The organism is Staphylococcus equorum (assembly GCF_001747895.1).
Lineage (GTDB): Bacteria > Bacillota > Bacilli > Staphylococcales > Staphylococcaceae > Staphylococcus > Staphylococcus equorum_A.
Map to the genome: position 1 here is coordinate 36,847 of NZ_LNNB01000029.1, position 22,704 is coordinate 59,550.

A 22,704-nucleotide genomic window follows, 5' to 3' on the forward strand; every position below is an offset into this window, starting at 1 on the left:
GTGAATGATTTGGTATGTGCTCGCATCCTTCTTTCCATGTATTTTTGTGGTATTTTTCAGTGTGCTGACACGAAGTAAATGGGTAGGAACGATTTTAACATTAATTATAATTGGTGCATCCGTTCAAAAAGGTTTTTTTCATAATGAATGGATCATTTTTATAGATGTCGCCTCGTTGCTAGCTGGTTACCTTATTATCGATCAATTAGAATTTCATAAAAAAGAAGATGACTGAGTAATAAGTATTAAGCAACTTAATTGCTATAGTTAAATAAGCGTTTTATAATTGTATAGATTAAACAATATAGTTTATTTTAGGATAAACAAAGACAACTTAGGCAAACATGGTGACAGAACTATGTTTGTTTTTCTTTATATACAAGAAGATAAAAAGCGAACAAATGTTTGCTTTTCTATTTATAAATCTGTTAAAATATGTAACGAGAATATGAATCTGCAAACTTGATGCAGACACACAGCAACAGTGGTATATACATTTTAAACATAGACACATCAGGTATGTTCGTATCGTTAGAAATTATATAGGAGGCATGTGTCACTATGGAACACCATCAATTTAAATTACAATCTGATTTTACACCTCAAGGTGATCAACCAGAGGCGATAAAGAAAATCGTTAAAGGCGTTAATGAGGGCAAACGTCATCAAACTTTACTCGGTGCGACAGGTACAGGTAAGACCTTTACGATGAGTAATGTTATTAAACAAGTAGGGAAACCGACACTCATTATCGCGCATAATAAAACATTAGCAGGGCAATTATATAGTGAGTTTAAAGAATTCTTTCCAGAAAATAGAGTAGAATACTTTGTCAGTTATTATGATTACTATCAACCAGAGGCTTATGTACCATCAACTGATACATTTATTGAAAAAGATGCTTCAATAAATGATGAAATTGACCAATTACGACATTCAGCGACAAGTTCACTTTTTGAAAGAGACGATGTCATTATTATTGCGAGTGTCAGCTGTATATATGGTTTAGGTAATCCAGAAGAATATCGAGATTTAGTAGTCAGTGTTCGTGCTGGTATGGAAATGGATAGAAGTGAACTTTTAAAAAAATTAGTAGACGTTCAATATTCGAGAAATGATATTGATTTTAGACGCGGTACATTTCGTGTAAGAGGAGATGTTGTTGAAATTTTTCCAGCTTCGAGAGAAGAAATGTGTATTCGTGTAGAATTTTTCGGTGACGAAATTGATCGTATCCGTGAAGTGAATTATTTAACGGGTGAAGTTTTAAGAGAGCGCGATCACTTTGTGATTTTCCCAGCTTCCCACTTCGTAACACGTGAAGAGAAAATGAAATCTGCGATACAAAGAATTGAAAATGAATTAGAAGAACGTTTAACAGAATTACGCTCAGAAAATAAATTATTAGAGGCACAACGACTAGAACAACGTACGAATTATGATTTAGAAATGATGCGTGAAATGGGCTTCTGTTCTGGTATTGAAAACTATTCTGTTCATTTAACGTTAAGACCAATGGGGTCAACGCCGTATACGTTATTAGACTATTTTGGCGATGATTGGCTTGTGATGGTTGATGAATCACATGTGACATTACCTCAGATTAGGGGTATGTATAATGGAGACCGTGCACGTAAACAAGTACTTGTAGATCATGGTTTCCGTTTGCCGAGTGCTTTGGATAATAGACCTTTAAAATTTGAAGAATTCGAAGAAAAAACCAATCAACTCGTTTATGTATCTGCTACACCTGGTCCATTCGAGTTAGAACATACAGATGAAATGGTACAACAAATCATTCGTCCGACAGGTCTTTTAGATCCTGAGATTGAAGTGCGACCAACGGAAAATCAAATTGATGATTTAATAAGTGAAATTCATGAGCGCATTGAACGTAATGAACGTGTGCTAGTTACGACATTAACTAAAAAAATGAGTGAAGATTTAACGACTTATTTGAAAGAAGCTGGCATTAAGGTCAATTACCTACATTCAGAAATTAAAACGTTGGAGCGTATAGAAATTATTCGTGATTTACGTATGGGAACATATGATGTCATTGTTGGAATTAACTTATTAAGAGAGGGTATCGATATACCAGAAGTGTCTCTTGTTGTTATTCTTGATGCGGATAAAGAAGGTTTCTTACGTTCTCATAGATCGCTTGTTCAAACAAGTGGACGTGCAGCACGTAATAGTCGCGGTGAAGTTATTATGTATGGTGACAAGATTACCGATTCCATGCGTTATGCCATTGATGAGACAGAACGACGTCGTACAATTCAAAAAGCGTATAATGAAAAACATAATGTCACGCCTACGACGATTAATAAGAAAATTCATGATGTTATTAGTGCCACAGTCGAGAATGATGAAACGAATGAACAACAACAAACTGAAGTACCTAAGAAAATGACGAAAAAAGAACGCGAAAAAACAATCGCAAATATAGAAAAAGAAATGAAACAAGCAGCCAAAGATTTAGATTTCGAAAAAGCAACAGAGCTTAGAGACATGTTGTTTGAATTAAAAGCAGAAGGGTGACACATATGAAACAACCATCCATTGTAGTAAAAGGGGCTCGCGCCCATAATTTAAAAGATGTAGATATTGAAATACCGAAAGATAAACTCATCGTAATGACGGGACTTTCTGGATCTGGAAAATCTTCACTTGCCTTCGATACAATTTACGCTGAGGGACAGCGTAGATATGTTGAGTCATTAAGTGCTTATGCAAGACAATTTTTAGGTCAAATGGACAAACCGGATGTTGATACAATTGAAGGTTTATCACCTGCGATATCAATTGACCAAAAGACGACAAGTAAGAACCCAAGATCAACTGTAGCGACGGTAACTGAAATATACGACTATATACGGTTACTCTACGCACGTATAGGTAAACCATTCTGTCCTAATCACGGTATTGAAATAGAATCACAAACTGTACAACAAATGGTAGACCAAGTGATGCAACTTGAAGAGCGTTCTAAAATCCAATTATTGGCTCCTGTGGTTTCTCACAGAAAAGGCGCACAAGAAAAACTCATAGACGACATTAGCAAAAAAGGTTATGTACGCGTTCGTGTTGATGGCGAAATTATGGATGTAAACGAAGTGCCAAATTTAGATAAAAATAAAAACCATACCATCGAAGTGGTAATAGATCGCTTGGTAGTTAAAGCAGGTATTGAAGGACGTCTTGCTGATTCTATAGAAACTGCGATTAGACTTGCTGAAGGTACGTTAATCGTTGATATCATTGATGGAGAAGAATTAAAATTCTCAGAAAACCATGCTTGTCCGATATGTGGTTTTTCAATTGGTGAGTTAGAGCCACGTATGTTCAGTTTTAACAGCCCATTTGGCGCATGTCCAACATGTGATGGTTTAGGATTAAAATTAAAGGTAGATGTAGACTTAGTGGTTCCTGATACTAACAAAACTTTAAATGAAGGTGCGATCATAGCTTGGGAATCTTCAAGTTCAGATTTTTATCCAACATTATTAAATCGTGTTTGTGAAGTATATAAAATTAATATGGATAAACCATTTAAAAAATTGACAGATAGACAACAAGATATCATTTTAAACGGTTCTAAAGGTAAAGAAATTGAGTTCACATTCAAGCAACGTAATGGTCAAACACGTAAACGAACAATGGAATTTGAAGGTGTGCTTAATAATATTAATCGTCGCTACCATGATTCACCATCCGAACTTGTTAGAGAGATGATGAGTAAATATATGACAGAGCTACCTTGTGAAACTTGTAATGGTAAACGTTTAAGTCGTGAAGCACTATCTGTATATGTTTCTGGTCAGAATATTGGAGAAGTTGTTGAACATTCAATTAAAGATGCGTTGCATATGTACGAACATATCGAATTGTCAGAACAAGATAGAAAAATTGCAGATCAAATATTAAAAGAAATTAACTCGCGTTTAGAATTTTTATATAACGTCGGTTTAGAATATTTAACACTTAATCGTGCATCAGGATCGCTATCAGGTGGTGAAGCGCAACGAATTCGTCTTGCTACACAAATTGGTTCTAGACTGTCAGGTGTACTTTACGTGTTAGATGAGCCTTCTATCGGTCTTCACCAACGAGATAATGATCGACTCATAAGCACATTAAAAGAAATGCGTGACTTAGGTAATACTTTGATAGTCGTAGAACACGATGAAGATACAATGCGTGCGGCTGATTATTTGGTTGATGTAGGCCCAGGTGCGGGTGAACATGGTGGCGAAATTGTCGCGAGTGGTACACCTAAACAAGTAATGAATCAGAAAAAATCACTCACTGGTCAATATTTAAGTGGGAAAAAGCTGATAGAAGTACCTGAAGAACGCCGTGAAATAACTGACCGAAAAGTAAGCGTTAAAGGCGCAAGAAGTAATAACTTAAAAGATATTGACGTAGATTTTCCATTATCAACAATGACAGTAGTTACAGGTGTCTCAGGTTCAGGTAAGAGTACGTTAGTTAATGAAGTGCTGTATAAATCATTAGCAAAACACATTAATAAATCAAAAGTAAAACCGGGCGATTGTGACGAAATTCAAGGAATAGATCAACTTGAACGTATAATCGATATTGATCAATCACCTATTGGACGAACACCGAGATCAAATCCAGCAACTTATACAGGCGTATTTGATAATATTAGGGATATCTTCGCTCAAACAAATGAATCTAAAGTAAGAGGTTATACGAAAGGCCGTTTTAGCTTTAATGTAAAAGGTGGTCGCTGTGAAGCTTGTAGAGGTGACGGTATTATAAAAATTGAAATGCATTTCTTACCAGATGTGTATGTGCCGTGTGAAATTTGTGGTGGTTCTAGATACAATAGAGAAACGCTAGAGGTCACGTATAAAGGTAAAAACATTGCAGATATTTTAGCAATGACAGCTGAAGAAGCGACTAATTTCTTTGAGAAAGTACCTAAAATTCATCGCAAATTGAAAACATTAGTTGATGTTGGACTAGGATACGTTACACTCGGTCAACAAGCAACGACACTTTCTGGTGGTGAAGCACAACGTGTTAAACTGGCTTCTGAATTGCATAAACGTTCTACGGGTCGCTCCATCTATATACTAGATGAGCCCACTACTGGTTTACATGTTGACGATATTGGGCGATTATTAAAAGTACTTAATAAACTAGTAGAAAATGGTGATACTGTAGTTATTATTGAGCATAACTTAGATGTTATTAAAATGGCAGATTATATTATTGACTTAGGTCCAGAAGGTGGCGACGGAGGCGGTACGCTTGTAGCTACCGGCACGCCAGAACAAATTGCAGAAGTAAAAGAAAGTTACACAGGACAATACTTAAAACCTGTGCTAGAAAGAGATACAGTAAAATAAAAATATATGAAAATTACTAATGTAACGCTATCCAAAAAGGTGGGTTACATAAAGTATGAATGCCTCTCTTTAAAGTAAGTACTTTAATGTACAAACTTTGAAGGGGGTATTTTTGTATTTAAAAGCAACAACTACACAAAAAATGATTTATAGTAAATTAAATGAATAAATTGAAAATATAATGAGTCACTAGTGTCTGATATCGTTTATAATTGATATAATGATAGATATTATAGATATGTATTGAATTATCGATCTTCTACACTTTTTGATATGGATTATCATTTCTTTTTGATATGATAATATCATATTGCAAATGTAAGAGAAATATTGATAGAGGTGAACTATGTTAACTACAAAGAGTTTAGTAGACCGCTTTGAACTTGATCTCATTGTTGGAGAAGCAGGTTTAAACAAACAAATTAAAAATACAGATATTTCAAGACCAGGTTTGGAAATGGCAGGTTATTTTTCTCACTATGCATCTGACCGTATTCAATTATTAGGTACTACGGAATTATCTTTTTATAATTTATTACCAGATGAAGAACGTAAAGGACGTATGAGAAAGTTATGTCGTCCAGACACGCCGGCGATTATTGTAACGAGAGATTTAGAACCTCCAGAGGAACTTATCGCTGCAGCAAAAGAACTCGACACACCATTAATTGCGTCGACGATTGCTACTACACAATTAATGAGTCGTTTAACTACGTTTTTAGAACATGAACTAGCTAGAACAACATCGCTACATGGGGTACTTGTCGATGTTTATGGTGTAGGGGTACTGATTACTGGTGATTCTGGAATTGGTAAAAGTGAAACAGCATTAGAATTAATAAAACGTGGTCATAGATTAGTAGCAGATGACAATGTGGAAATTAGAGAAATCAGTAAAGACGAATTAATTGGGAGAGCACCTAAGTTAATAGAACATTTATTAGAAATAAGGGGCTTAGGTATCATTAATGTAATGACATTATTTGGTGCAGGTTCGATTTTAACTGAAAAAAGATTGCGTTTAAATATTCATTTAGAAAACTGGCATAAAGACAAATTATATGATCGAGTCGGCTTAAATGAAGAAAAATTACGTATCTTAGATACTGAAATTACGAAAAAAACAATTCCTGTACGACCTGGACGTAACGTAGCGGTTATTATTGAAGTTGCGGCAATGAATTACCGTCTGAATATTATGGGCATCAATACAGCAGAAGAGTTTAATGATCGCTTAAATGCTGAAATATTACGAAACGGTAGCAACAGTGAGGAGAAATAGGTAATGATGACATTAAATTATATCAATCCAATTGCGCTTGAGCTTGGACCTATTTCGGTACGTTGGTACGGTATTATTATCGCAGTGGGGATACTCTTGGGTTATTTTATTGCTCAAGAAGGTGTCAAACGTATTGGCTTTGATAAAGATACATTAGTTGATATCATTTTTTGGAGTGCAATATTTGGATTTATTGTGGCGAGACTTTATTTTGTTATTTTCCAGTGGCCATATTATATTCAAAACCCAATTGAAATTCCGATGATATGGCATGGTGGTATTGCAATACATGGTGGTTTAATAGGCGGATTTGTTACAGGGATTATCATCTGTAAACAAAAAAATATTAATCCGTTTCAAATTGGTGATGTCATTGCACCAAGTATGATTTTAGGTCAAGGTATTGGAAGATGGGGCAACTTTATGAATCATGAAGCACATGGTGGTCCTGTTTCAAGAACATTCTTAGAAAACTTACATATTCCAGATTTTATTATTAATAATATGTATATTAACGGCAAATACTATCAGCCAACATTTTTATATGAATCTATTTGGGACATTTTAGGCTTTGTTATACTGATCTTGCTTAGAAAACATTTACGTATAGGCGATACTTTCTGTCTATATTTGATATGGTACTCCATCGGCAGATTTTTCGTAGAAGGTATGCGTACAGATAGCTTGATGTTAACAAGTGATATTCGAGTAGCACAGTTAATGTCTATTATACTGATTATAGTAGGTATTGTGATTATGATTATCAGAAGAGTGAAATATAACGCACCAAGATACAAAGGTGTTGGTCCGTTAACTTGGTCAAATCAAAAAGTGAAGTGATAAAATATCATGCGTAATTTAAAAAAAGTTAAAGTTAAAGGCAATAACCCACTTTGGCATATGTATCGCTATATAAAATACTTTAAAATATTTAAACAAACGATAATTATTGAAATTTGCAGGTACTTGCCTCATGTGAAATTGAAACATTGGGTGTATCGCAATTTATTGAAAATGAGTATAGGTGAAAACACAGCATTTGCTTTTAAAGTGGTTCCCGATTTATTATACCCAGAGTATATTTCTATAGGGAAAAACTGTGTGATTGGCTATAATACTACAATTTTGACTCATGAATTTCTCGTTGATGAGTTTCGAACGGGACGTGTCCAAATTGGTGATAATACTTTAATTGGTGCGAATGTTACAATATTACCAGGTGTAAGCATAGGTGCAAATGTTAAAGTCGGGGCGGGTACTGTTATTTCAAAAGACATACCGGATTCGGCATTAGCATATGGAAATCCCATGCAAATAAGAACTTAATGAATATTTAGGAGGTGATAATGGATGGCGCATAACGGCAAAGTAATACCAATGAAATTAGATAGTCAATTTTATAAAAAATTGGGAGACCAAAAATTTCTGCACCAAGATTATAAAAAGGCAGCAGAATATTATGGCAAAGTGCTGGAAATGTCACCTCAAGATTTTGATGTAAAAGTAAAATACGCGGAATGTCTTGTGAATTTAGGACTGAGTAGTGAAGCGGAGTATCTGTTTTATGAAAATATTGCACAACAAGAGTTAGTAGAAGAAAGTTATTTTCAGCTTAGTCAATTAAACATTACATTAAACGAAGCAAATAAAGCATTTTTATTTGGTATAAATTATGTCACGATGTCTAAAGATGAAGATTATAAAGAAGAACTTGAAGACATGTTTGAAGTTTCTTATAATTCAGCTGAAAAAATAGAGACAGAAAGCCAGCTATTTGCAGTACAACTTATTTTCCAATACTTATTTTCTCAGGGACGATTACCTGAAGCACGAACATTTATCTTAAATCAAAATGATGAAATTCAAGAACATCGCGTAGTGCGTAATTTACTTGCGATGTGTTATTTATATATGAATGAATATGACATTGCTAAAGAAATGTTTGAGCGATTGCTTAGTGAAGATAATACGGATGTACATGCATTATGTCATTATACTTTATTACTTTATAATACGAATGATAAAGAAAAATACCAACGCTATTTAAAAATTTTAAGTAAAGTCATGCCGATGAATGATGATGAGTCATTTAAACTAGGTATCGTTTTATGTTACTTGAAACAATATGAAGCTTCGCAAAAAATATTACAACCACTTTATAGAAAAGGAAAATTCCTTTCCATCCAAATGTATAACGCGTTAAGTTATAACAGTTACCATTTAAATAACATTGATGAAAGTAAATATTTTTGGTCGAAATTGCAAGAAATGACTAAAGTCGATGTAGGTTATGCACCTTGGGTTATTGCTGAGAGTAAAATGTATTTCGATGAACAAGTATTACCACTGTTACTCCATGACGATAGCCATCACAGGCTATATGGTATTTTCTTATTAAATCAGTTAAAAGGGCGAGAAGTGCTTTTGACACAAGAAATTTGGGCAGTTTTAGAATCTATGGAAGATTACGAAAAGCTATATCTTACGTATATTATTCAAGATTTAAAATTAAACAAATTAGATTTCATTCACAGAGGCTTATTGATGTTGTATGGTGTGAAATCATTGAAAAATAATGAAGAATTATTTATTGTATGGATTGATCAAGCAGAAGCGATTATATCTGAAAAAGTAGATTTAACAAATGTAAATGAATATATTGCAGCATTTGTGTATATGTATTATCGTAATGCTGATAGTAAAATAACAAAACAACAAGTAATGGAATGGTTTGATATATCTTCTTACCGTTTAAATAAAACGATAGATTATTTAGTGAGCATATAAGTTTAAGAAATGCAAGAAATCATATATACTGCGCATAATGAATTATTAAACAGGAGGCAATTTAAATGGCTGAACAAGTGGATTTTGATGTGGCAATTATAGGTGCCGGACCAGCAGGAATGACTGCTGCAGTTTATGCATCACGTGCTAATTTAAGCACAGTAATGATTGAACGTGGTATGCCAGGTGGACAAATGGCAAACACAGAAGAAGTTGAGAACTTCCCAGGATTTGAAATGGTAACAGGTCCAGACTTATCAACGAAAATGTTTGAACATGCGAAAAAATTTGGTGCAAAATATCAATATGGCGATATCAAATCTATAGAAGATAAAGGTACGCATAAAGTGATTAACCTTGGTAATAGTGAAATTACTGCTCGTGCCGTAATCATATCAACAGGTGCAGAATACAAAAAAATTGGTGTACCAGGTGAACAAGAACTAGGTGGCCGTGGTGTAAGTTATTGTGCCGTATGTGATGGTGCATTCTTTAAAGGTAAAAAATTATTTGTTATTGGTGGCGGGGACTCAGCTGTAGAAGAAGGAACATTCCTTACGAAATTTGCTGATAGCGTAACAATCGTTCACCGTAGAGATGAATTACGTGCACAAAAAATCTTACAAGATCGTGCATTTAAAAACGATAAAATTGATTTTATTTGGAGTCACACTTTGAAAACAATTAATGATAAAGATGGTAAAGTAGGCTCAGTAACATTAGAATCAACGAAAGATGGCACAGAACAAACACTAGATGGTGATGGCGTATTTGTGTACATTGGTATGAAACCATTAACAATACCTTTCCAAGATTTAGGTATTACTAATGAAGTTGGCTACATTTTAACGAATGAAGACATGAGTACAAGTGTACCTGGTATATATGCAGCAGGCGACGTACGTGAAAAAGGTTTACGTCAAATTGTAACGGCAACTGGCGACGGAAGTATTGCTGCACAAAGTGCTATTGCATATATCGAACATTTAAACGATGCAATTGAAGCATAAATAAATTGAATCATTGATGAAGTAAAGTCATAATTTATAAAAGATTTTATAAAATATCATAGATAAATTCAGTCATAGCTAGAATGTCATACTTACGATCTATAAGTAAGTTATAACATTCTAGCTTTTTTACATAATGAAACAGCTATAGCTTTATAGTGTCGATAGATAAAACTACTACCTTAGTCGTTTTTCATGTAAAATATAATGTGATAATATTAACTCGTTAGACTTATATTGAGAAAAATGAAATATAATGTATAAATGCCAATATAAATAAACTATTAACAGCATAGAACTAATTTTGCGATTAAAATAATCAATGGATGGTGTAAAGAGATGCAGCGAGAAGAAAAAGAAATAGTAAAGAGTGAATTGTTGGTTGTAACTGGTTTGTCAGGCGCCGGAAAATCTATGGTCATCCAGAGTTTAGAAGACATTGGATATTTCTGTGTAGATAATTTACCACCGATTCTGTTACCAAAGTTTGTAGAATTGATGGGGCAAGGGAACCCTTCTTTACAAAAAGTAGCGATTGCTATTGATTTGAGAGGTAAGGAACTCTTTAAGTCTTTAATTAAAGAGATGGATCAAATTAAGAGTAACTCAGACGTTATTGTTGATTTAATGTTCTTGGAAGCTTCGAATGAAAAACTAATCTCTCGTTATAAAGAAACACGTCGTGCACATCCTTTAAATGAAAAAGGTCAACGTTCATTAATTGAATCTATTGAAGAAGAACGTGAGTTGTTGACTGAAATTCAGAGTTTAGCGAATTATACGATTGATACATCGCAAATGACACCGAAAGAATTACGCAAACGCGTGGGGGATTATTTTAATCAAAGTAACTACCAAACATTTAATATTAATGTCATTAGCTTCGGTTTTAAACATGGGATACAAATAGATGCGGACCTTGTATTTGATGTAAGGTTTTTACCAAATCCGCACTACGTTGATGAGTTGAGACCATTAACTGGTGAAGATGAAGCGGTATATAAATATGTAATGAAATGGAAAGAAACAAATATTTTTTATGAAAAATTAATGGATTTATTGAAATTTATGGTGCCAGGGTATAAAAAAGAAGGTAAATCTCAACTTGTTATTGCAATAGGGTGTACTGGTGGCCAACATCGTTCTGTCGCACTAGCCAAACGTATCGGAGCAGAACTCAGAGAGAGTTTTGACTATAATGTGTATGTGCAACATAGGGATGCACATGTCGAAAGTGGCGTGAAACAAAAAAATGAAAAGAATTAAACTTGTACTTATAGGTGGAGGTACGGGTTTATCCGTTTTAGCACGTGGTTTAAAGGGTTATCCGATTGATATTACGACGATTGTCACAGTAGCTGATGATGGTGGTAGTACGGGTAAAATACGAAGCGAAATGGATATACCTGCTCCAGGAGATATACGAAACGTTATTTCGGCATTAAGTGAAACTGAATCAACAATAGAGCAATTGTTTCAATATCGTTTTAAAGAAAACCAAGTCGAAGGTCATTCTTTAGGTAACTTACTCATCGCTGCATTAACCAACATCAATAACGATTTCGGCCATGCAGTGAAAGAACTAAGTAAAATTTTAAATATTAGAGGTCGTGTTATTCCATCTACTAATGCGAGCGTACGTTTAAATGCAGTAATGGAAGATGGAGAAATTGTATATGGCGAATCTAATATTCCAAAAAAGAATAAAAAGATTAAACGTGTATTTTTGGAACCAGAAGATGTTGAGCCAATGGAAGAAGCAGTGGAAGCAATAGAAGAAGCAGATTTAATCGTGTTAGGCCCTGGCTCACTTTATACGAGTGTGATTTCTAACCTATGCGTGAAGGGTATTTCTAATGCACTGCTGGGTGGAGACGTTCCTAAATTATATGTTTCAAATGTTATGACACAGCCAGGTGAAACAAATAGTTATACTGCAGTCGACCATGTGAACGCAATACATGATCATGTTGGTCAGAACTTTATCAGTTACTCTATTTGTAGCACCCAATCATTTACTGAAGATGTGTTGAGGCGTTATAGGGAAGATGGGGCATCACCAGTGAAATGTAATATGAATCATATGGAAGAACAAAATATTAAAGTATTTACACACCCTAATTTAGTAGAAGTTTCTGAAGAATACTATGTGCGTCATAATACTGAAGTGTTATCTAAAATGATTTACGAAATAGCTATGCGAGAAACTGAAACGATTGAATTTACGCGAGATAAAGAAAATGATGAATAATAACTAAGTGATATCATTTAGTTAAAGAAGGGACTGATTAATCTATGAGCTTTGCATCCGAGATGAAGAATGAACTAACTAGAATAGAAGTAGATGAAGAGAATGCAAAAGCAGAGCTCAGTGCGCTTATTCGTATGAATGGTGCACTCAGTCTTTCCAACCAACAATTTGTTATTAACGTACAAACTGAAAATGCTACTACGGCAAGACGTATATATTCGTTAATTAAAAAAGTTTTTAATGTTGAAGTGGAACTACTTGTGAGAAAGAAAATGAAATTAAAAAAGAACAATATTTATATCTGTCGTATTAAAGTACGTGCTAGAGAAATATTGGATGAATTAGGTATTTTAAAAAGTGGCGTCTTTACGCACGAAATTGATGAAGCATTGATTCATGATGATGAAATGAGAAGAAGTTATTTACGTGGTGCTTTTCTTGCTGGTGGCTCAGTAAACAATCCAGAAACATCATCTTATCATTTAGAAATATTTTCATTATATGAAGACCATTCTGAAGGTATAACGCAGTTAATGAATAAATATGATTTGAACGCCAAGCATCTCGAACGAAAAAAAGGTAGTATTGCTTATTTAAAAGAAGCGGAAAAAATTTCTGATTTCTTAAGTTTAATCGGTGGATATCAAGCACTATTGAAATTTGAAGATGTCCGTATTGTACGTGATATGAGAAACTCTGTTAACAGATTGGTGAATTGTGAAACTGCTAATTTGAACAAAACAGTAAGTGCCTCTATGAAACATGTAGAAAGCATTCGTTTAATTGACCAAGAAATTGGTCTAGATAATTTACCTGAAAGATTACGTGAAATTGCAAGACTAAGAATAGAGCATCAAGAAGTGTCACTTAAAGAATTAGGTGAAATGATGACTTCTGGCAATATATCTAAATCTGGTGTGAATCATCGATTAAGAAAGTTGAATGAAATGGCGGATAAATTGAGAAGCGGCGAACCAATTGAACTGAAATAATATGCTTTACAGTTTTAGATTTTTAGTTTGGACCCTTCAATACTGACTTTGAGAAATTTTAGGGCATTATTAAAAATAAATCTAGTCATACCTGAAATAGTTGTGCTAGAATTATTATAAAATAATTGTATAATTTAATTTTGACTATTAACGCCTCTATAAAGAGGTGTTTTTTTATATAATTAATATAATTTATGATGCGTAATAGCAATAGAACAATGATTCAAACCTATTGTTCTTGGAGTCGAAGGAGTGAGTTTATGTCAAAACTGTTTAATAAGCATTCTAAAAATATTATCCTTTGTATAATAGGCACATTTATTAACGCAATAGGTGTCAATTGTTTTTTACTTGGATCTAACTTAGGAGATGGGGGCACTGTTGGTATATCTCTAGCACTATTATATTCATTTGGATTGTCGCCTGCGTGGACTTCATTAATTATCAATACACTTGTTGTATTAATTGGTTGGAAATTTTTGAGTAAAACGACTGCAGTATATACAGTTATAGCAAATACGTCACTCTCACTTTTTTTACATTTAACTGAAAATATAAATCTAGGTGTGGATAATTTTGTGATTAACGCTGTGTTTGGTGGGGCTATCATTGGTATTGGTGGAGGTTTAGTTATTGCGACAGGTAGTACACTCGGAGGCACCTCAGTCATAGCTAAGATAATTAATAAATATTCAGAAATTAAAACATCACAAGGCATCTTTGTATTGGATGCGCTTGTCGTGCTATCTTTTTTGATGGTACTCCCTTTACAAAATGTGTTATTTACAATCATTATGCTATTCGTAACCGAAAGAGCGACATCGTTTATCATAGAAGGGTTTAATCCTAAAAAAGCAGTTACTGTTATATCAAGCAAAAGTGAAACAATTAGCGATAAAATTAATGCTTTTACAGGTAGAGGTTCTACGATATTAACTGGTAAAGGTGGCTATGCTAAGAGTGAGACGCGTATGCTATACGTGGTAGTGCCACAATCTCAAGTAACAAGAGTGAAGAAGCTTGTTAACGAAGAAGATGAAAATGCCTTTTTAGTAATCCATGATGTGAGAGATGTTTTAGGTAGTAGTTTTATAAATGTAAAATAAACCTATAAATTCTTGTTTTAATAATGAGAAACAATTGTCTTGCATAGATTTTTAGCATATTATAAACTACATAGATTACTAGATATATTGAAAAAGGGTATATGATAAAAGTGGTTAATGGTTTGAGTGTTTTTAAATAAAAAAACAAAACCCCGACATCATAGATATATAAATAACCTATGGTATCGGGTGATGTTTAGAAAATCTTATGCAAGTCCCCTCGAAGGGAATCGAACCCCCATTTTAAGAACCGGAATCTTACGTGTTATCCATTACACTACGAGGGGTTAAAAAACACGGTAATACAAGTGTACAAATCTTAGAAGTAACGGTCAATAAGAATAATGTAAGTTTCGTGAAATTTCGAGCTTAATTTTTGACCATATTTGACTTTTGAGTTAAAATAAATTTATCAATTAGAAATGAGGAGGCAATATTAATGAATTTAATACCTACAGTAATTGAAACAACAAACCGTGGGGAACGTGCATATGACATTTACTCACGTTTATTAAAAGACCGTATTATTATGTTAGGTTCACAAATCGATGATAATGTAGCAAACTCTATTGTTTCACAATTATTATTCCTACAAGCACAAGATGCTGAAAAAGATATCTATCTTTATATCAATTCACCGGGCGGAAGTGTGACGGCTGGATTTGCAATTTATGATACAATCCAACACATTAAACCAGATGTACAAACAATCTGTATTGGTATGGCTGCCTCAATGGGTTCATTCCTACTTGCAGCAGGAGCAAAAGGTAAACGTTTTGCTTTACCAAATGCTGAAGTAATGATTCACCAACCACTTGGTGGTGCGCAAGGTCAAGCAACAGAAATTGAAATTGCTGCGAATCATATTCTTAAAACACGTTCAAAATTAAACCAAATTTTAGCAGATCGTACTGGTCAGTCAATTGAAAAAATTGAAAAAGATACAGATCGTGATAATTTCTTATCAGCTGAAGAAGCTAAAGAATACGGTTTAGTTGACCAAGTTATGGTTCCTGAAGCATAATATTAAAATTAATATAAAAGCTTAAGTAAAAAAGACAAGTCGCATTATGTGGCTTGTCTTTTTTTATTCATTATTTTACTAAATCTTCTAAAGCTAATTTTAAATCTGGATATTTAAAATTAAAATCTATAGCCTGTAATTTATTTGGAATTACTTTTTGTGTGTCTAATACAACTGTAGACATTTGACCTAAAGCTAATCTTAAGGCTAATGCAGGTACCCAAGTGAAATGGGGGCGGTGTGTGACACGTGCCAGTGTATAGCCGAATAAATTTTGATGTTCAACAATAGGCGCTGTAAAGTTGAAAACGCCTTGCGCATTGCCGTGGTTAATTGTATAGAGAATTGCTCTTGTTAAATCATCTAAATGAATCCAAGAATACCACTGTCTACCTGAACCGAGTTTACCACCAAGGTAAAATTCATATGGTAGTTTCATTAAAGGTAAGGCGCCTCCATCTTCTGCAAGAATCATGCCAAATCTACCAATTACAACACGTGTGCCTAATGATTCAAACTGACGTGCACGACGTTCCCATTGGTAAACTACTTCCGATAAGAAATCAAATGGGAGTGATTGATATAATTCTGTATAAGTTCGATCGTAATCTGGTTTGTAATAACCAACTGCACTCGCATTGAAGAATACTGAAGGTTTTTGTTTGCGATTTTTAAACAAGTCGAATAATGCTTGTGTAGACTGTAAGCGACTCAACATAATTGCTTGTTTATGTTCTTTTGTCCACCGTTTCATTAAGCTTGCACCTGCAAGATTAATAACAATGTCAATATCAGGAATTTGAGATTCCCAATTTGCTTTAGACCAATTAACGTATGTTATTTTGGGATGTGAAGTTGACTTGTCTTGTCTTGTAAGTATCGTTATATGCGCGTCACTTTGCTTGATAGCTTCAACGAGTTGGCTACCAACCATACCTGTGCCGCCTGTTATTAAATAGTGTTTCATTATATCACCTCATAAAATAGTAATGCTTTAGACTGTAATGATTAAAAACGACTCAAGCTAATTGTTTTTCTGACATAATTCTTTCGAAAATTGTTCAAGAATATGTCATTTAGTCATCTTAAGAAGTATTTAAAATAATATTGGATGCCGTTATAATAAGGGTACCTTCGATATTAATTAATCATCTCTTAATTATTTCGAGTATACCCCATAATATACTAACGAAGGTAAAATTTTGACTCCCTTTAGTAGTGGCCTATGCGATTATCGTATAGGCCTATATTTATATGCTAACGTAATTAAAGATTTATAACTATCTTTTTATTTAGATAGCGCTTATATAAATGTATCCTCAATAAGATTTTTACAGCTTTACTATTAGATGAAAAGAAAAATTAAACTGAAAATAACTAATAGAAGGAAAATTATAAAACTAAAGAAAAAATAGCGCTTTTTTGAAGTGGGCTTTGGTTCATAGTTATCATTTTCAACCATCATTTGGCGAAGGCCTTTTTTGTTATGGTGATCCTGCTGCTCTAAATCATTTAATAAATCATGTTTATTCATATTTAGCTCACATCCTGTTATGATAATAGTGAAACATGTAAAGTAACATTTGAAATTAAATAAAAGTATTGTAAATATAGTTTGGTTTAGATTAATATTAAATTGAAACATAAAATATTAAGACATATTTGTATTTTACAATAGATATGACATCAAGATAACATCCATATTAAAAAATAGTTAATCGGTTTGATTAGTATAAAAAATAGTGTAAAATATACATTTGTTAATGAAAGTACATTTAGAATAAATATAAAAGTTATGATATAAATTGAAGTGAGGGGAGCTTATGCCAAAGCATAATCAAAATAACAAGAAAATGAGCACTTTTGCAAAAATTGTGAGCGCGATTATTGTCTTGTTATTAGTAGGTGGATTAGTTTTTGCCATTTTTGCCTTTATAGATCATTCGAAACAAGCCGATGAACGTTTAGCTGATCAAAAGCAAGAAGAAAAAGATAAGAAAAAAGAAAAGACTAAAGAAGAAAAAGATAAGAAAAAAGAGAAATCGACAGAAGAATCACAAGAAACTCAACAACAAACTCAACAACAAACTCAGCAAGTTCCAACTACACAACAAACACAAGAGACGCAACAAACTCAACAGCAAACTCAGCAACAAACACAACAACCTGCAACAGCTGAACGTACAACAGAAGAAGAAAAAGACTCTCCTGAAAAAACAAAAGAAGCAACAACTGAAGAACGCTCTACTGAAGAGCAAACTACAGAGGAACGTACTACCGAAGAGCGTACGACAGAGGAAAAAACACCTGAGCCATCAACAGAAGAAAGAACTTCAGAACCTTCAACTGAAGAGCAAACGCCTGAGCCTTCAACAGAAGAAAGAAGTAGTCAAGCTGACACACAAGAAAAATCATCACAAAACAGTGACTCAAATTCATCAGAAGAAGATTAATATTGTTAATAACTGTTTAGTAGATATAGGTGCATAATTTATTAAAAAGAAGCACTCGTGCAAACGAGTGCTTCTTTTTATATTATCGACAAAGACTACGACTTTGTTGGCATTTTTTATGCACGTGTCCCACATGAGTACAGCTTTAGACTTTAGTTGGTGCATCTCCTGTAGGAGTCGTAGCAAATTACTGTCATTTTTTTAAAATTAATCAATCATTTATCATTAGTAATTAGTCGAACTCATATAAAGACCAATACAGACTTTATTTTTAAACTATATTTTAATTAACTTGAAGTGCAGGGCATTTATAATTTTAAATAAAGTAAAAGCTAATATGAATCAGATTGAATTAAAATAAGAAGTTTAATAAGAAAGTAAGGAGTGATGACAAGAGTATTAAAGTGATGCAACCACTCAAACAACCGAATGGGCCACAACCACAACCGACATTTTTCGTATAGTTATATGATTGGTGTTGGTGTGTACCAGCGTATGGTTTTTGACTATGCTTATTAAAATGATCTGGGTCCTTATATCGTTGGTCATCCGGATCGATAACCTCTGGTTGATCTTTTTGTGACATAGTTTTTCCTCCAAAATAGTATTATAAAGCTATTTTAATGATAATAGGACAACCATTCAATCATTCACGCTTGTAAAAGCTCAAGAATGTGAATAATATGTGTTTATATTATTATATGTACTATTAAAAAATAATAAGTATGAATGATTAATTGATGTTTTTAACGGGTATTAAATTATTGTAGGCAGTTACAAAAGTAACTAAAATTTTAATGGTCAATAGTCAATAATTAATAGATAGGTATTTCCCTTGCAATTTGAAAAATATAGTAGTAGTATTGCTGTTATAAGAGGTTATATTTTTTTGTCCCACCAGGGACGCAAAAAGTCAATCTATGGTTAGAACTTGACCCTTTAAATGGAAATGGAGGTGGATAGTAGTGAAGGACTTGATAAAAATTCAACAAAAGTTAGTTCCAGAAATTGTTGAAAAGATGTATCGTCGTTTTTCAATACTCACTACTATCTCCAAGCATCAACCCGTAGGTAGACGAAGTTTAAGTGAATACATGGATTTGACTGAACGCGTATTGCGTTCTGAAACAGATATATTGAAGAAACAAGAACTTATCAAAGTTAAACCGACAGGTATGGAAATAACTGAAAAAGGTGAAACAACGATTCGTCAATTGAATAGCTATTTCAATATTTATTCAGATGATCATCATCTTGCGCAAGTTATTAAAGAGCAGTACAACATCAAAGAAGTTTACGTCATACCTGGCGATTCAGATGCTGATAAAACAGTTAAGGTTGAGTTGTCACGTCAGGCGGGACAACTTGTAGAAGATATTCTTTACGAACATGCAATAGTTTCTGTGACTGGTGGTTCAACGATGGCATATGTTAGCGAAGCCATGCACAAGCAACCGTACAATGTATTATTCGTACCTGCGCGTGGAGGGCTTGGTGAAAATGTTGTATATCAAGCGAATACGATTGCTGCAAGTATGGCACAGCAAACGAACGGTGATTATACCACATTGTATGTCCCAGATAATGTAAGTGAGACAACATATAACACGCTTATGTTAGAACCATCAGTCATCCATTCACTTGAGAAAATTAAAGAATCCAATATTACAATCCACGGCATTGGTGATGCGCTGAAGATGGCGCGAAGACGTCAATCACCTAGTGAAGTTATAGAGAAACTTCAACATCACAATGCCTCGGGAGAAGCATTTGGATATTATTTCGATGATCAGGGTGACATTGTCCATAAAGTGAAAACGATTGGACTACAGTTAGAAGATCTTGAGTCGAAGAAGTTTATCTTTGCCGTAGCTGGGGGTAGATCAAAAGGAGAAGCTATTAAAGCTTACCTTTCAATTGCACCCAATAACACTGTATTAATCACAGACGAAGCTGCGGCAAGAGTAATCGCAAAACAATAGTAATAAAAGGTGAAAAACACTTTTTAAATATCATTTTAAAGGAGGCCATTATAATGGCAGTTAAAGTAGCAATTAATGGTTTTGGTAGAATTGGACGTTTAGCATTTAGAAGAATTCAAGACGTAGAAGGTATTGACGTAGTAGCAGTTAACGATTTAACAGATGACGAAATGTTAGCTCATTTATTAAAATATGACACTACACAAGGTCGCTTCACAGGAGAAGTTGAAGTAGAAAAAGACGGATTCCGTGTAAATGGTCAAGAAGTTAAATCATTCTCAGAACCTGAACCAAGTAAATTACCTTGGAAAGACTTAGACATCGATGTTGTTTTAGAATGTACTGGTTTCTTCGCTGATAAAGAAAAAGCAGAAGCTCACATTGACGCTGGCGCTAAAAAAGTATTAATCTCTGCACCAGCAACAGGCGACTTAAAAACAATCGTTTATAACACTAACCACAGTGAATTAGATGGTTCAGAAACAGTTGTTTCAGGTGCTTCATGTACTACTAACTCATTAGCTCCAGTAGCTAAAGTTTTAAATGATGACTTCGGCTTAGTTGAAGGTTTCATGACTACTATTCACGCATATACTGGTGACCAAAGTACTCAAGATGCTCCACACAGAAAAGGCGACAAACGTCGTGCACGTGCAGCTGCTGAAAACATCATCCCTAACTCAACAGGTGCTGCTAAAGCAATTGGTTTAGTAATCCCTGAAATCGATGGTAAATTAGACGGTGGCGCTCAACGTGTTCCAGTTGCTACTGGTTCATTAACTGAACTTACAGTTGTATTAGAAAAAGACGTAAGCGTTGAAGACGTTAACGCAGCAATGAAAAATGCTTCAGACGAATCATTTGGTTACACTGAAGACGAAATCGTTTCTTCTGACGTAATCGGTATGACTTACGGTTCATTATTCGATGCAACACAAACACGTGTTATGACAGTTGGAGATCACCAATTAGTTAAAATAGCTGCTTGGTACGATAACGAAATGTCTTACACTTCACAATTAGTTCGTACTTTAGAATATTTAGCTGACCAATCTAAATAATTCGGATTAAAAAATTAATTTAACAAGCTTAGATGTTGTTAAATTTAAACAATAAGCTTAGGAGTAAGCGGGGAGCACATCGCTTCTCCGCTTATTTTACTTTATTGTTCCATTCAGAGGAGGAAGCTTATATGGCTAAAAAAATTGTAACTGACATAGAATTAAAAGGTAAAACTGTACTTGTACGTGCAGATTTTAACGTACCAATGAAAGACGGCGAAATCACTGATGATAACCGTATCGTTCAAGCTTTACCAACAATCAAGCATATTATTGAACAAGGTGGAAAAGTAGTATTATTCTCTCACCTAGGTAAAGTTAAAGAAGAAAGCGATAAAGCAGAATTAACTTTAAAACCAGTTGCTGAAGCATTAACAGAAAAATTAGGTAAAGATGTTGTGTTTGTACCTGAAACACGTGGCGAAAAGCTGGAACAATCTGTTAAAGCACTTAACGAAGGCGATGTACTTTTAGTTGAAAATACTCGTTTTGAAGACGTTGATGGTAAAAAAGAATCTAAAAATGATGCTGACTTAGGCAAATACTGGGCATCACTTGGCGATGTATTCGTAAATGATGCTTTCGGTACAGCTCACCGTGAGCACGCGTCTAACGTTGGTATCGCATCTAATTTAGAAACAGTTGCAGGATTCTTAATGGAAAAAGAAATTAAATATATCGGTGGCGTAGTTGAAAACCCTGATAAACCTGTAGTTGCAATTTTAGGTGGCGCTAAAGTTTCTGACAAAATTGGTGTCATCACGAACTTATTGAAAATTGCTGACAAAGTACTTATCGGTGGCGGAATGTCGTACACATTCTTCAAAGCACAAGGTAAAGAAATTGGTTTATCGTTATTAGAAGAAGATAAAGTCGACTTTGCTAAAGAATTATTAGACCGTGCGAGCGATCAAATTGTTTTACCAGTAGATTGCAAAATTGCTAAAGAATTCTCAAATGACGCTGAAATCACAGAAGTATCTGTTGATGATATTCCAGCTGATCAAGAAGCAATGGATATTGGGCCGAAAACAGTAGAATTATTCAAAGAACAATTACAAGGTGCGCATACAGTTATATGGAACGGACCAATGGGTGTATTTGAATTAAGTAACTTTGCTAAAGGTACGATTGGTATTTGTGAAGCAATCGCTGAACTAAAAGATGCTAACACAATTATCGGTGGCGGCGATTCAGCTGCAGCAGCAATTTCATTAGGATATGCAGATGACTTCAGTCACATTTCAACTGGTGGCGGCGCTTCATTAGAATATCTTGAAGGTAAAGAGCTACCAGGCGTTATCGCAATTGCTAACAAATAATTGCACGACTAAACATACAAGACATGATTATAGCTTTTAAATATTAATCA

Annotated in this window: 20 protein-coding genes and 1 tRNA gene; 17 read left to right on the forward strand and 4 right to left on the reverse strand. The window is 34.1% G+C overall.

The annotated features are described in order from the left end of the window. The first annotated feature begins 4 nt into the window (after nt 1–4). The 12 genes from AST02_RS11540 (at nt 5) to AST02_RS11595 (ending at nt 14,812) form a co-directional block, all read left to right on the forward strand. Entirely contained in the window at nt 5–235 is a 231-nt protein-coding gene (locus AST02_RS11540; protein ID WP_002508273.1) for a CsbA family protein, read from the forward strand. Nucleotides 236–561: 326 nt separating this feature from the next. Continuing rightward, nucleotides 562–2,544, forward strand: coding sequence for an excinuclease ABC subunit UvrB (uvrB, locus tag AST02_RS11545; protein WP_069817904.1), 1,983 nt, complete (start codon nt 562–564; stop codon nt 2,542–2,544). A gap of 5 nt (nt 2,545–2,549) precedes the next feature. Beyond that, nucleotides 2,550–5,384 (forward strand): excinuclease ABC subunit UvrA, encoded by a 2,835-nt coding sequence (uvrA, locus tag AST02_RS11550; protein WP_069817905.1) that lies wholly within the window; start codon nt 2,550–2,552, stop codon nt 5,382–5,384. 346 nt (nt 5,385–5,730) lie between these two features. Continuing rightward, a complete protein-coding gene (gene hprK / locus AST02_RS11555; RefSeq protein ID WP_002508270.1) occupies nt 5,731–6,666 on the forward strand; it encodes an HPr(Ser) kinase/phosphatase in 936 nt (311 codons plus the stop codon). Between the two features lie 3 nt (nt 6,667–6,669). Next, nucleotides 6,670–7,506 carry a prolipoprotein diacylglyceryl transferase gene (gene lgt / locus AST02_RS11560; protein ID WP_069817906.1) on the forward strand — a complete coding sequence of 279 codons (837 nt, stop codon included), beginning with the start codon at nt 6,670–6,672 and terminating at the stop codon, nt 7,504–7,506. 9 nt (nt 7,507–7,515) lie between these two features. Continuing rightward, nucleotides 7,516–7,992 (forward strand): acyltransferase, encoded by a 477-nt coding sequence (locus AST02_RS11565; RefSeq protein ID WP_069817907.1) that lies wholly within the window; start codon nt 7,516–7,518, stop codon nt 7,990–7,992. A gap of 24 nt (nt 7,993–8,016) precedes the next feature. Next, the gene (locus tag AST02_RS11570; RefSeq protein WP_069817908.1) at nt 8,017–9,453 is read left to right on the forward strand and encodes a tetratricopeptide repeat protein; all 1,437 of its coding nucleotides are present in this window, start codon (nt 8,017–8,019) and stop codon (nt 9,451–9,453) included. 65 nt (nt 9,454–9,518) lie between these two features. Then, nucleotides 9,519–10,463: a thioredoxin-disulfide reductase gene (gene trxB / locus AST02_RS11575; RefSeq protein ID WP_069817909.1), complete on the forward strand. Its 945-nt coding sequence runs from the start codon at nt 9,519–9,521 to the stop codon at nt 10,461–10,463. Between the two features lie 339 nt (nt 10,464–10,802). Continuing rightward, the gene (gene rapZ, locus AST02_RS11580) at nt 10,803–11,729 is read left to right on the forward strand and encodes an RNase adapter RapZ (RefSeq protein ID WP_069817910.1); all 927 of its coding nucleotides are present in this window, start codon (nt 10,803–10,805) and stop codon (nt 11,727–11,729) included. Further along, entirely contained in the window at nt 11,716–12,714 is a 999-nt protein-coding gene (locus AST02_RS11585; RefSeq protein WP_069817911.1) for a gluconeogenesis factor YvcK family protein, read from the forward strand. Before rapZ ends, AST02_RS11585 begins: the two co-directional genes overlap by 14 nt. A gap of 44 nt (nt 12,715–12,758) precedes the next feature. Continuing rightward, entirely contained in the window at nt 12,759–13,706 is a 948-nt protein-coding gene (gene whiA, locus AST02_RS11590; protein WP_069817912.1) for a DNA-binding protein WhiA, read from the forward strand. A 260-nt stretch (nt 13,707–13,966) separates the two neighbouring features. Then, entirely contained in the window at nt 13,967–14,812 is an 846-nt protein-coding gene (locus AST02_RS11595) for a YitT family protein (RefSeq protein WP_069817913.1), read from the forward strand. Between the two features lie 215 nt (nt 14,813–15,027). Here AST02_RS11595 and AST02_RS11600 read toward each other — a convergent pair. After that, nucleotides 15,028–15,099 (reverse strand) — tRNA-Arg (locus AST02_RS11600). A 152-nt stretch (nt 15,100–15,251) separates the two neighbouring features. On the opposite strand from AST02_RS11600, the gene clpP reads away from it, so the two are divergent. Further along, nucleotides 15,252–15,836 (forward strand): ATP-dependent Clp endopeptidase proteolytic subunit ClpP, encoded by a 585-nt coding sequence (clpP, locus tag AST02_RS11605; protein WP_069817914.1) that lies wholly within the window; start codon nt 15,252–15,254, stop codon nt 15,834–15,836. Between the two features lie 70 nt (nt 15,837–15,906). Here clpP and AST02_RS11610 read toward each other — a convergent pair whose 3' ends face one another. Then, the gene (locus AST02_RS11610) at nt 15,907–16,803 is read right to left on the reverse strand and encodes a TIGR01777 family oxidoreductase (protein WP_069817915.1); all 897 of its coding nucleotides are present in this window, start codon (nt 16,801–16,803) and stop codon (nt 15,907–15,909) included. A 378-nt stretch (nt 16,804–17,181) separates the two neighbouring features. After that, complete coding sequence (locus AST02_RS11615) at nt 17,182–17,370, reverse strand: hypothetical protein (protein WP_069817916.1); 189 nt, start codon at nt 17,368–17,370, stop codon at nt 17,182–17,184. A 289-nt stretch (nt 17,371–17,659) separates the two neighbouring features. Between AST02_RS11615 and AST02_RS11620 the strand changes: the two genes are divergently transcribed. After that, on the forward strand, nt 17,660–18,289 hold the full coding sequence (locus AST02_RS11620) for a DUF4887 domain-containing protein (RefSeq protein WP_069817917.1): 630 nt from the start codon (nt 17,660–17,662) through the stop codon (nt 18,287–18,289). Nucleotides 18,290–18,641: 352 nt separating this feature from the next. On the opposite strand, the gene AST02_RS11625 is transcribed toward AST02_RS11620, so the two are convergent. Continuing rightward, a complete protein-coding gene (locus AST02_RS11625) occupies nt 18,642–18,875 on the reverse strand; it encodes a hypothetical protein (protein ID WP_069817918.1) in 234 nt (77 codons plus the stop codon). 379 nt (nt 18,876–19,254) lie between these two features. On the opposite strand from AST02_RS11625, the gene AST02_RS11630 reads away from it, so the two are divergent. The 3 genes from AST02_RS11630 to AST02_RS11640 all read left to right on the forward strand — a co-directional run bounded on the left by AST02_RS11630 (nt 19,255) and on the right by AST02_RS11640 (nt 22,654). Next, a complete protein-coding gene (locus AST02_RS11630) occupies nt 19,255–20,271 on the forward strand; it encodes a sugar-binding transcriptional regulator (protein WP_069817919.1) in 1,017 nt (338 codons plus the stop codon). A gap of 53 nt (nt 20,272–20,324) precedes the next feature. Next, complete coding sequence (gene gap / locus AST02_RS11635; RefSeq protein ID WP_002508255.1) at nt 20,325–21,332, forward strand: type I glyceraldehyde-3-phosphate dehydrogenase; 1,008 nt, start codon at nt 20,325–20,327, stop codon at nt 21,330–21,332. Nucleotides 21,333–21,463: 131 nt separating this feature from the next. Further along, the gene (locus tag AST02_RS11640; protein ID WP_069817920.1) at nt 21,464–22,654 is read left to right on the forward strand and encodes a phosphoglycerate kinase; all 1,191 of its coding nucleotides are present in this window, start codon (nt 21,464–21,466) and stop codon (nt 22,652–22,654) included. The last annotated feature ends 50 nt before the right edge of the window (nt 22,655–22,704 follow it).

Excerpts from the sequence above, each read along its gene's own strand:
- AST02_RS11625 (WP_069817918.1), bottom strand. The coding sequence starts at position 18,875 with ATGTCACAAAAAGATCAACCAGAGGTTATCGATCCGGATGACCAACGA.
- AST02_RS11565 (WP_069817907.1), top strand. The coding sequence starts at position 7,516 with ATGCGTAATTTAAAAAAAGTTAAAGTTAAAGGCAATAACCCACTTTGG.
- lgt (WP_069817906.1), top strand. The coding sequence starts at position 6,670 with ATGATGACATTAAATTATATCAATCCAATTGCGCTTGAGCTTGGACCT.
- AST02_RS11585 (WP_069817911.1), top strand. The coding sequence starts at position 11,716 with ATGAAAAGAATTAAACTTGTACTTATAGGTGGAGGTACGGGTTTATCC.
- AST02_RS11615 (WP_069817916.1), bottom strand. The coding sequence starts at position 17,370 with ATGAATAAACATGATTTATTAAATGATTTAGAGCAGCAGGATCACCAT.
- whiA (WP_069817912.1), top strand. The coding sequence starts at position 12,759 with ATGAGCTTTGCATCCGAGATGAAGAATGAACTAACTAGAATAGAAGTA.
- AST02_RS11595 (WP_069817913.1), top strand. The coding sequence starts at position 13,967 with ATGTCAAAACTGTTTAATAAGCATTCTAAAAATATTATCCTTTGTATA.
- trxB (WP_069817909.1), top strand. The coding sequence starts at position 9,519 with ATGGCTGAACAAGTGGATTTTGATGTGGCAATTATAGGTGCCGGACCA.
- AST02_RS11620 (WP_069817917.1), top strand. The coding sequence starts at position 17,660 with ATGCCAAAGCATAATCAAAATAACAAGAAAATGAGCACTTTTGCAAAA.
- AST02_RS11610 (WP_069817915.1), bottom strand. The coding sequence starts at position 16,803 with ATGAAACACTATTTAATAACAGGCGGCACAGGTATGGTTGGTAGCCAA.
- gap (WP_002508255.1), top strand. The coding sequence starts at position 20,325 with ATGGCAGTTAAAGTAGCAATTAATGGTTTTGGTAGAATTGGACGTTTA.
- AST02_RS11570 (WP_069817908.1), top strand. The coding sequence starts at position 8,017 with ATGGCGCATAACGGCAAAGTAATACCAATGAAATTAGATAGTCAATTT.
- uvrB (WP_069817904.1), top strand. The coding sequence starts at position 562 with ATGGAACACCATCAATTTAAATTACAATCTGATTTTACACCTCAAGGT.
- AST02_RS11640 (WP_069817920.1), top strand. The coding sequence starts at position 21,464 with ATGGCTAAAAAAATTGTAACTGACATAGAATTAAAAGGTAAAACTGTA.
- AST02_RS11540 (WP_002508273.1), top strand. The coding sequence starts at position 5 with ATGATTTGGTATGTGCTCGCATCCTTCTTTCCATGTATTTTTGTGGTA.
- clpP (WP_069817914.1), top strand. The coding sequence starts at position 15,252 with ATGAATTTAATACCTACAGTAATTGAAACAACAAACCGTGGGGAACGT.
- hprK (WP_002508270.1), top strand. The coding sequence starts at position 5,731 with ATGTTAACTACAAAGAGTTTAGTAGACCGCTTTGAACTTGATCTCATT.
- rapZ (WP_069817910.1), top strand. The coding sequence starts at position 10,803 with ATGCAGCGAGAAGAAAAAGAAATAGTAAAGAGTGAATTGTTGGTTGTA.
- uvrA (WP_069817905.1), top strand. The coding sequence starts at position 2,550 with ATGAAACAACCATCCATTGTAGTAAAAGGGGCTCGCGCCCATAATTTA.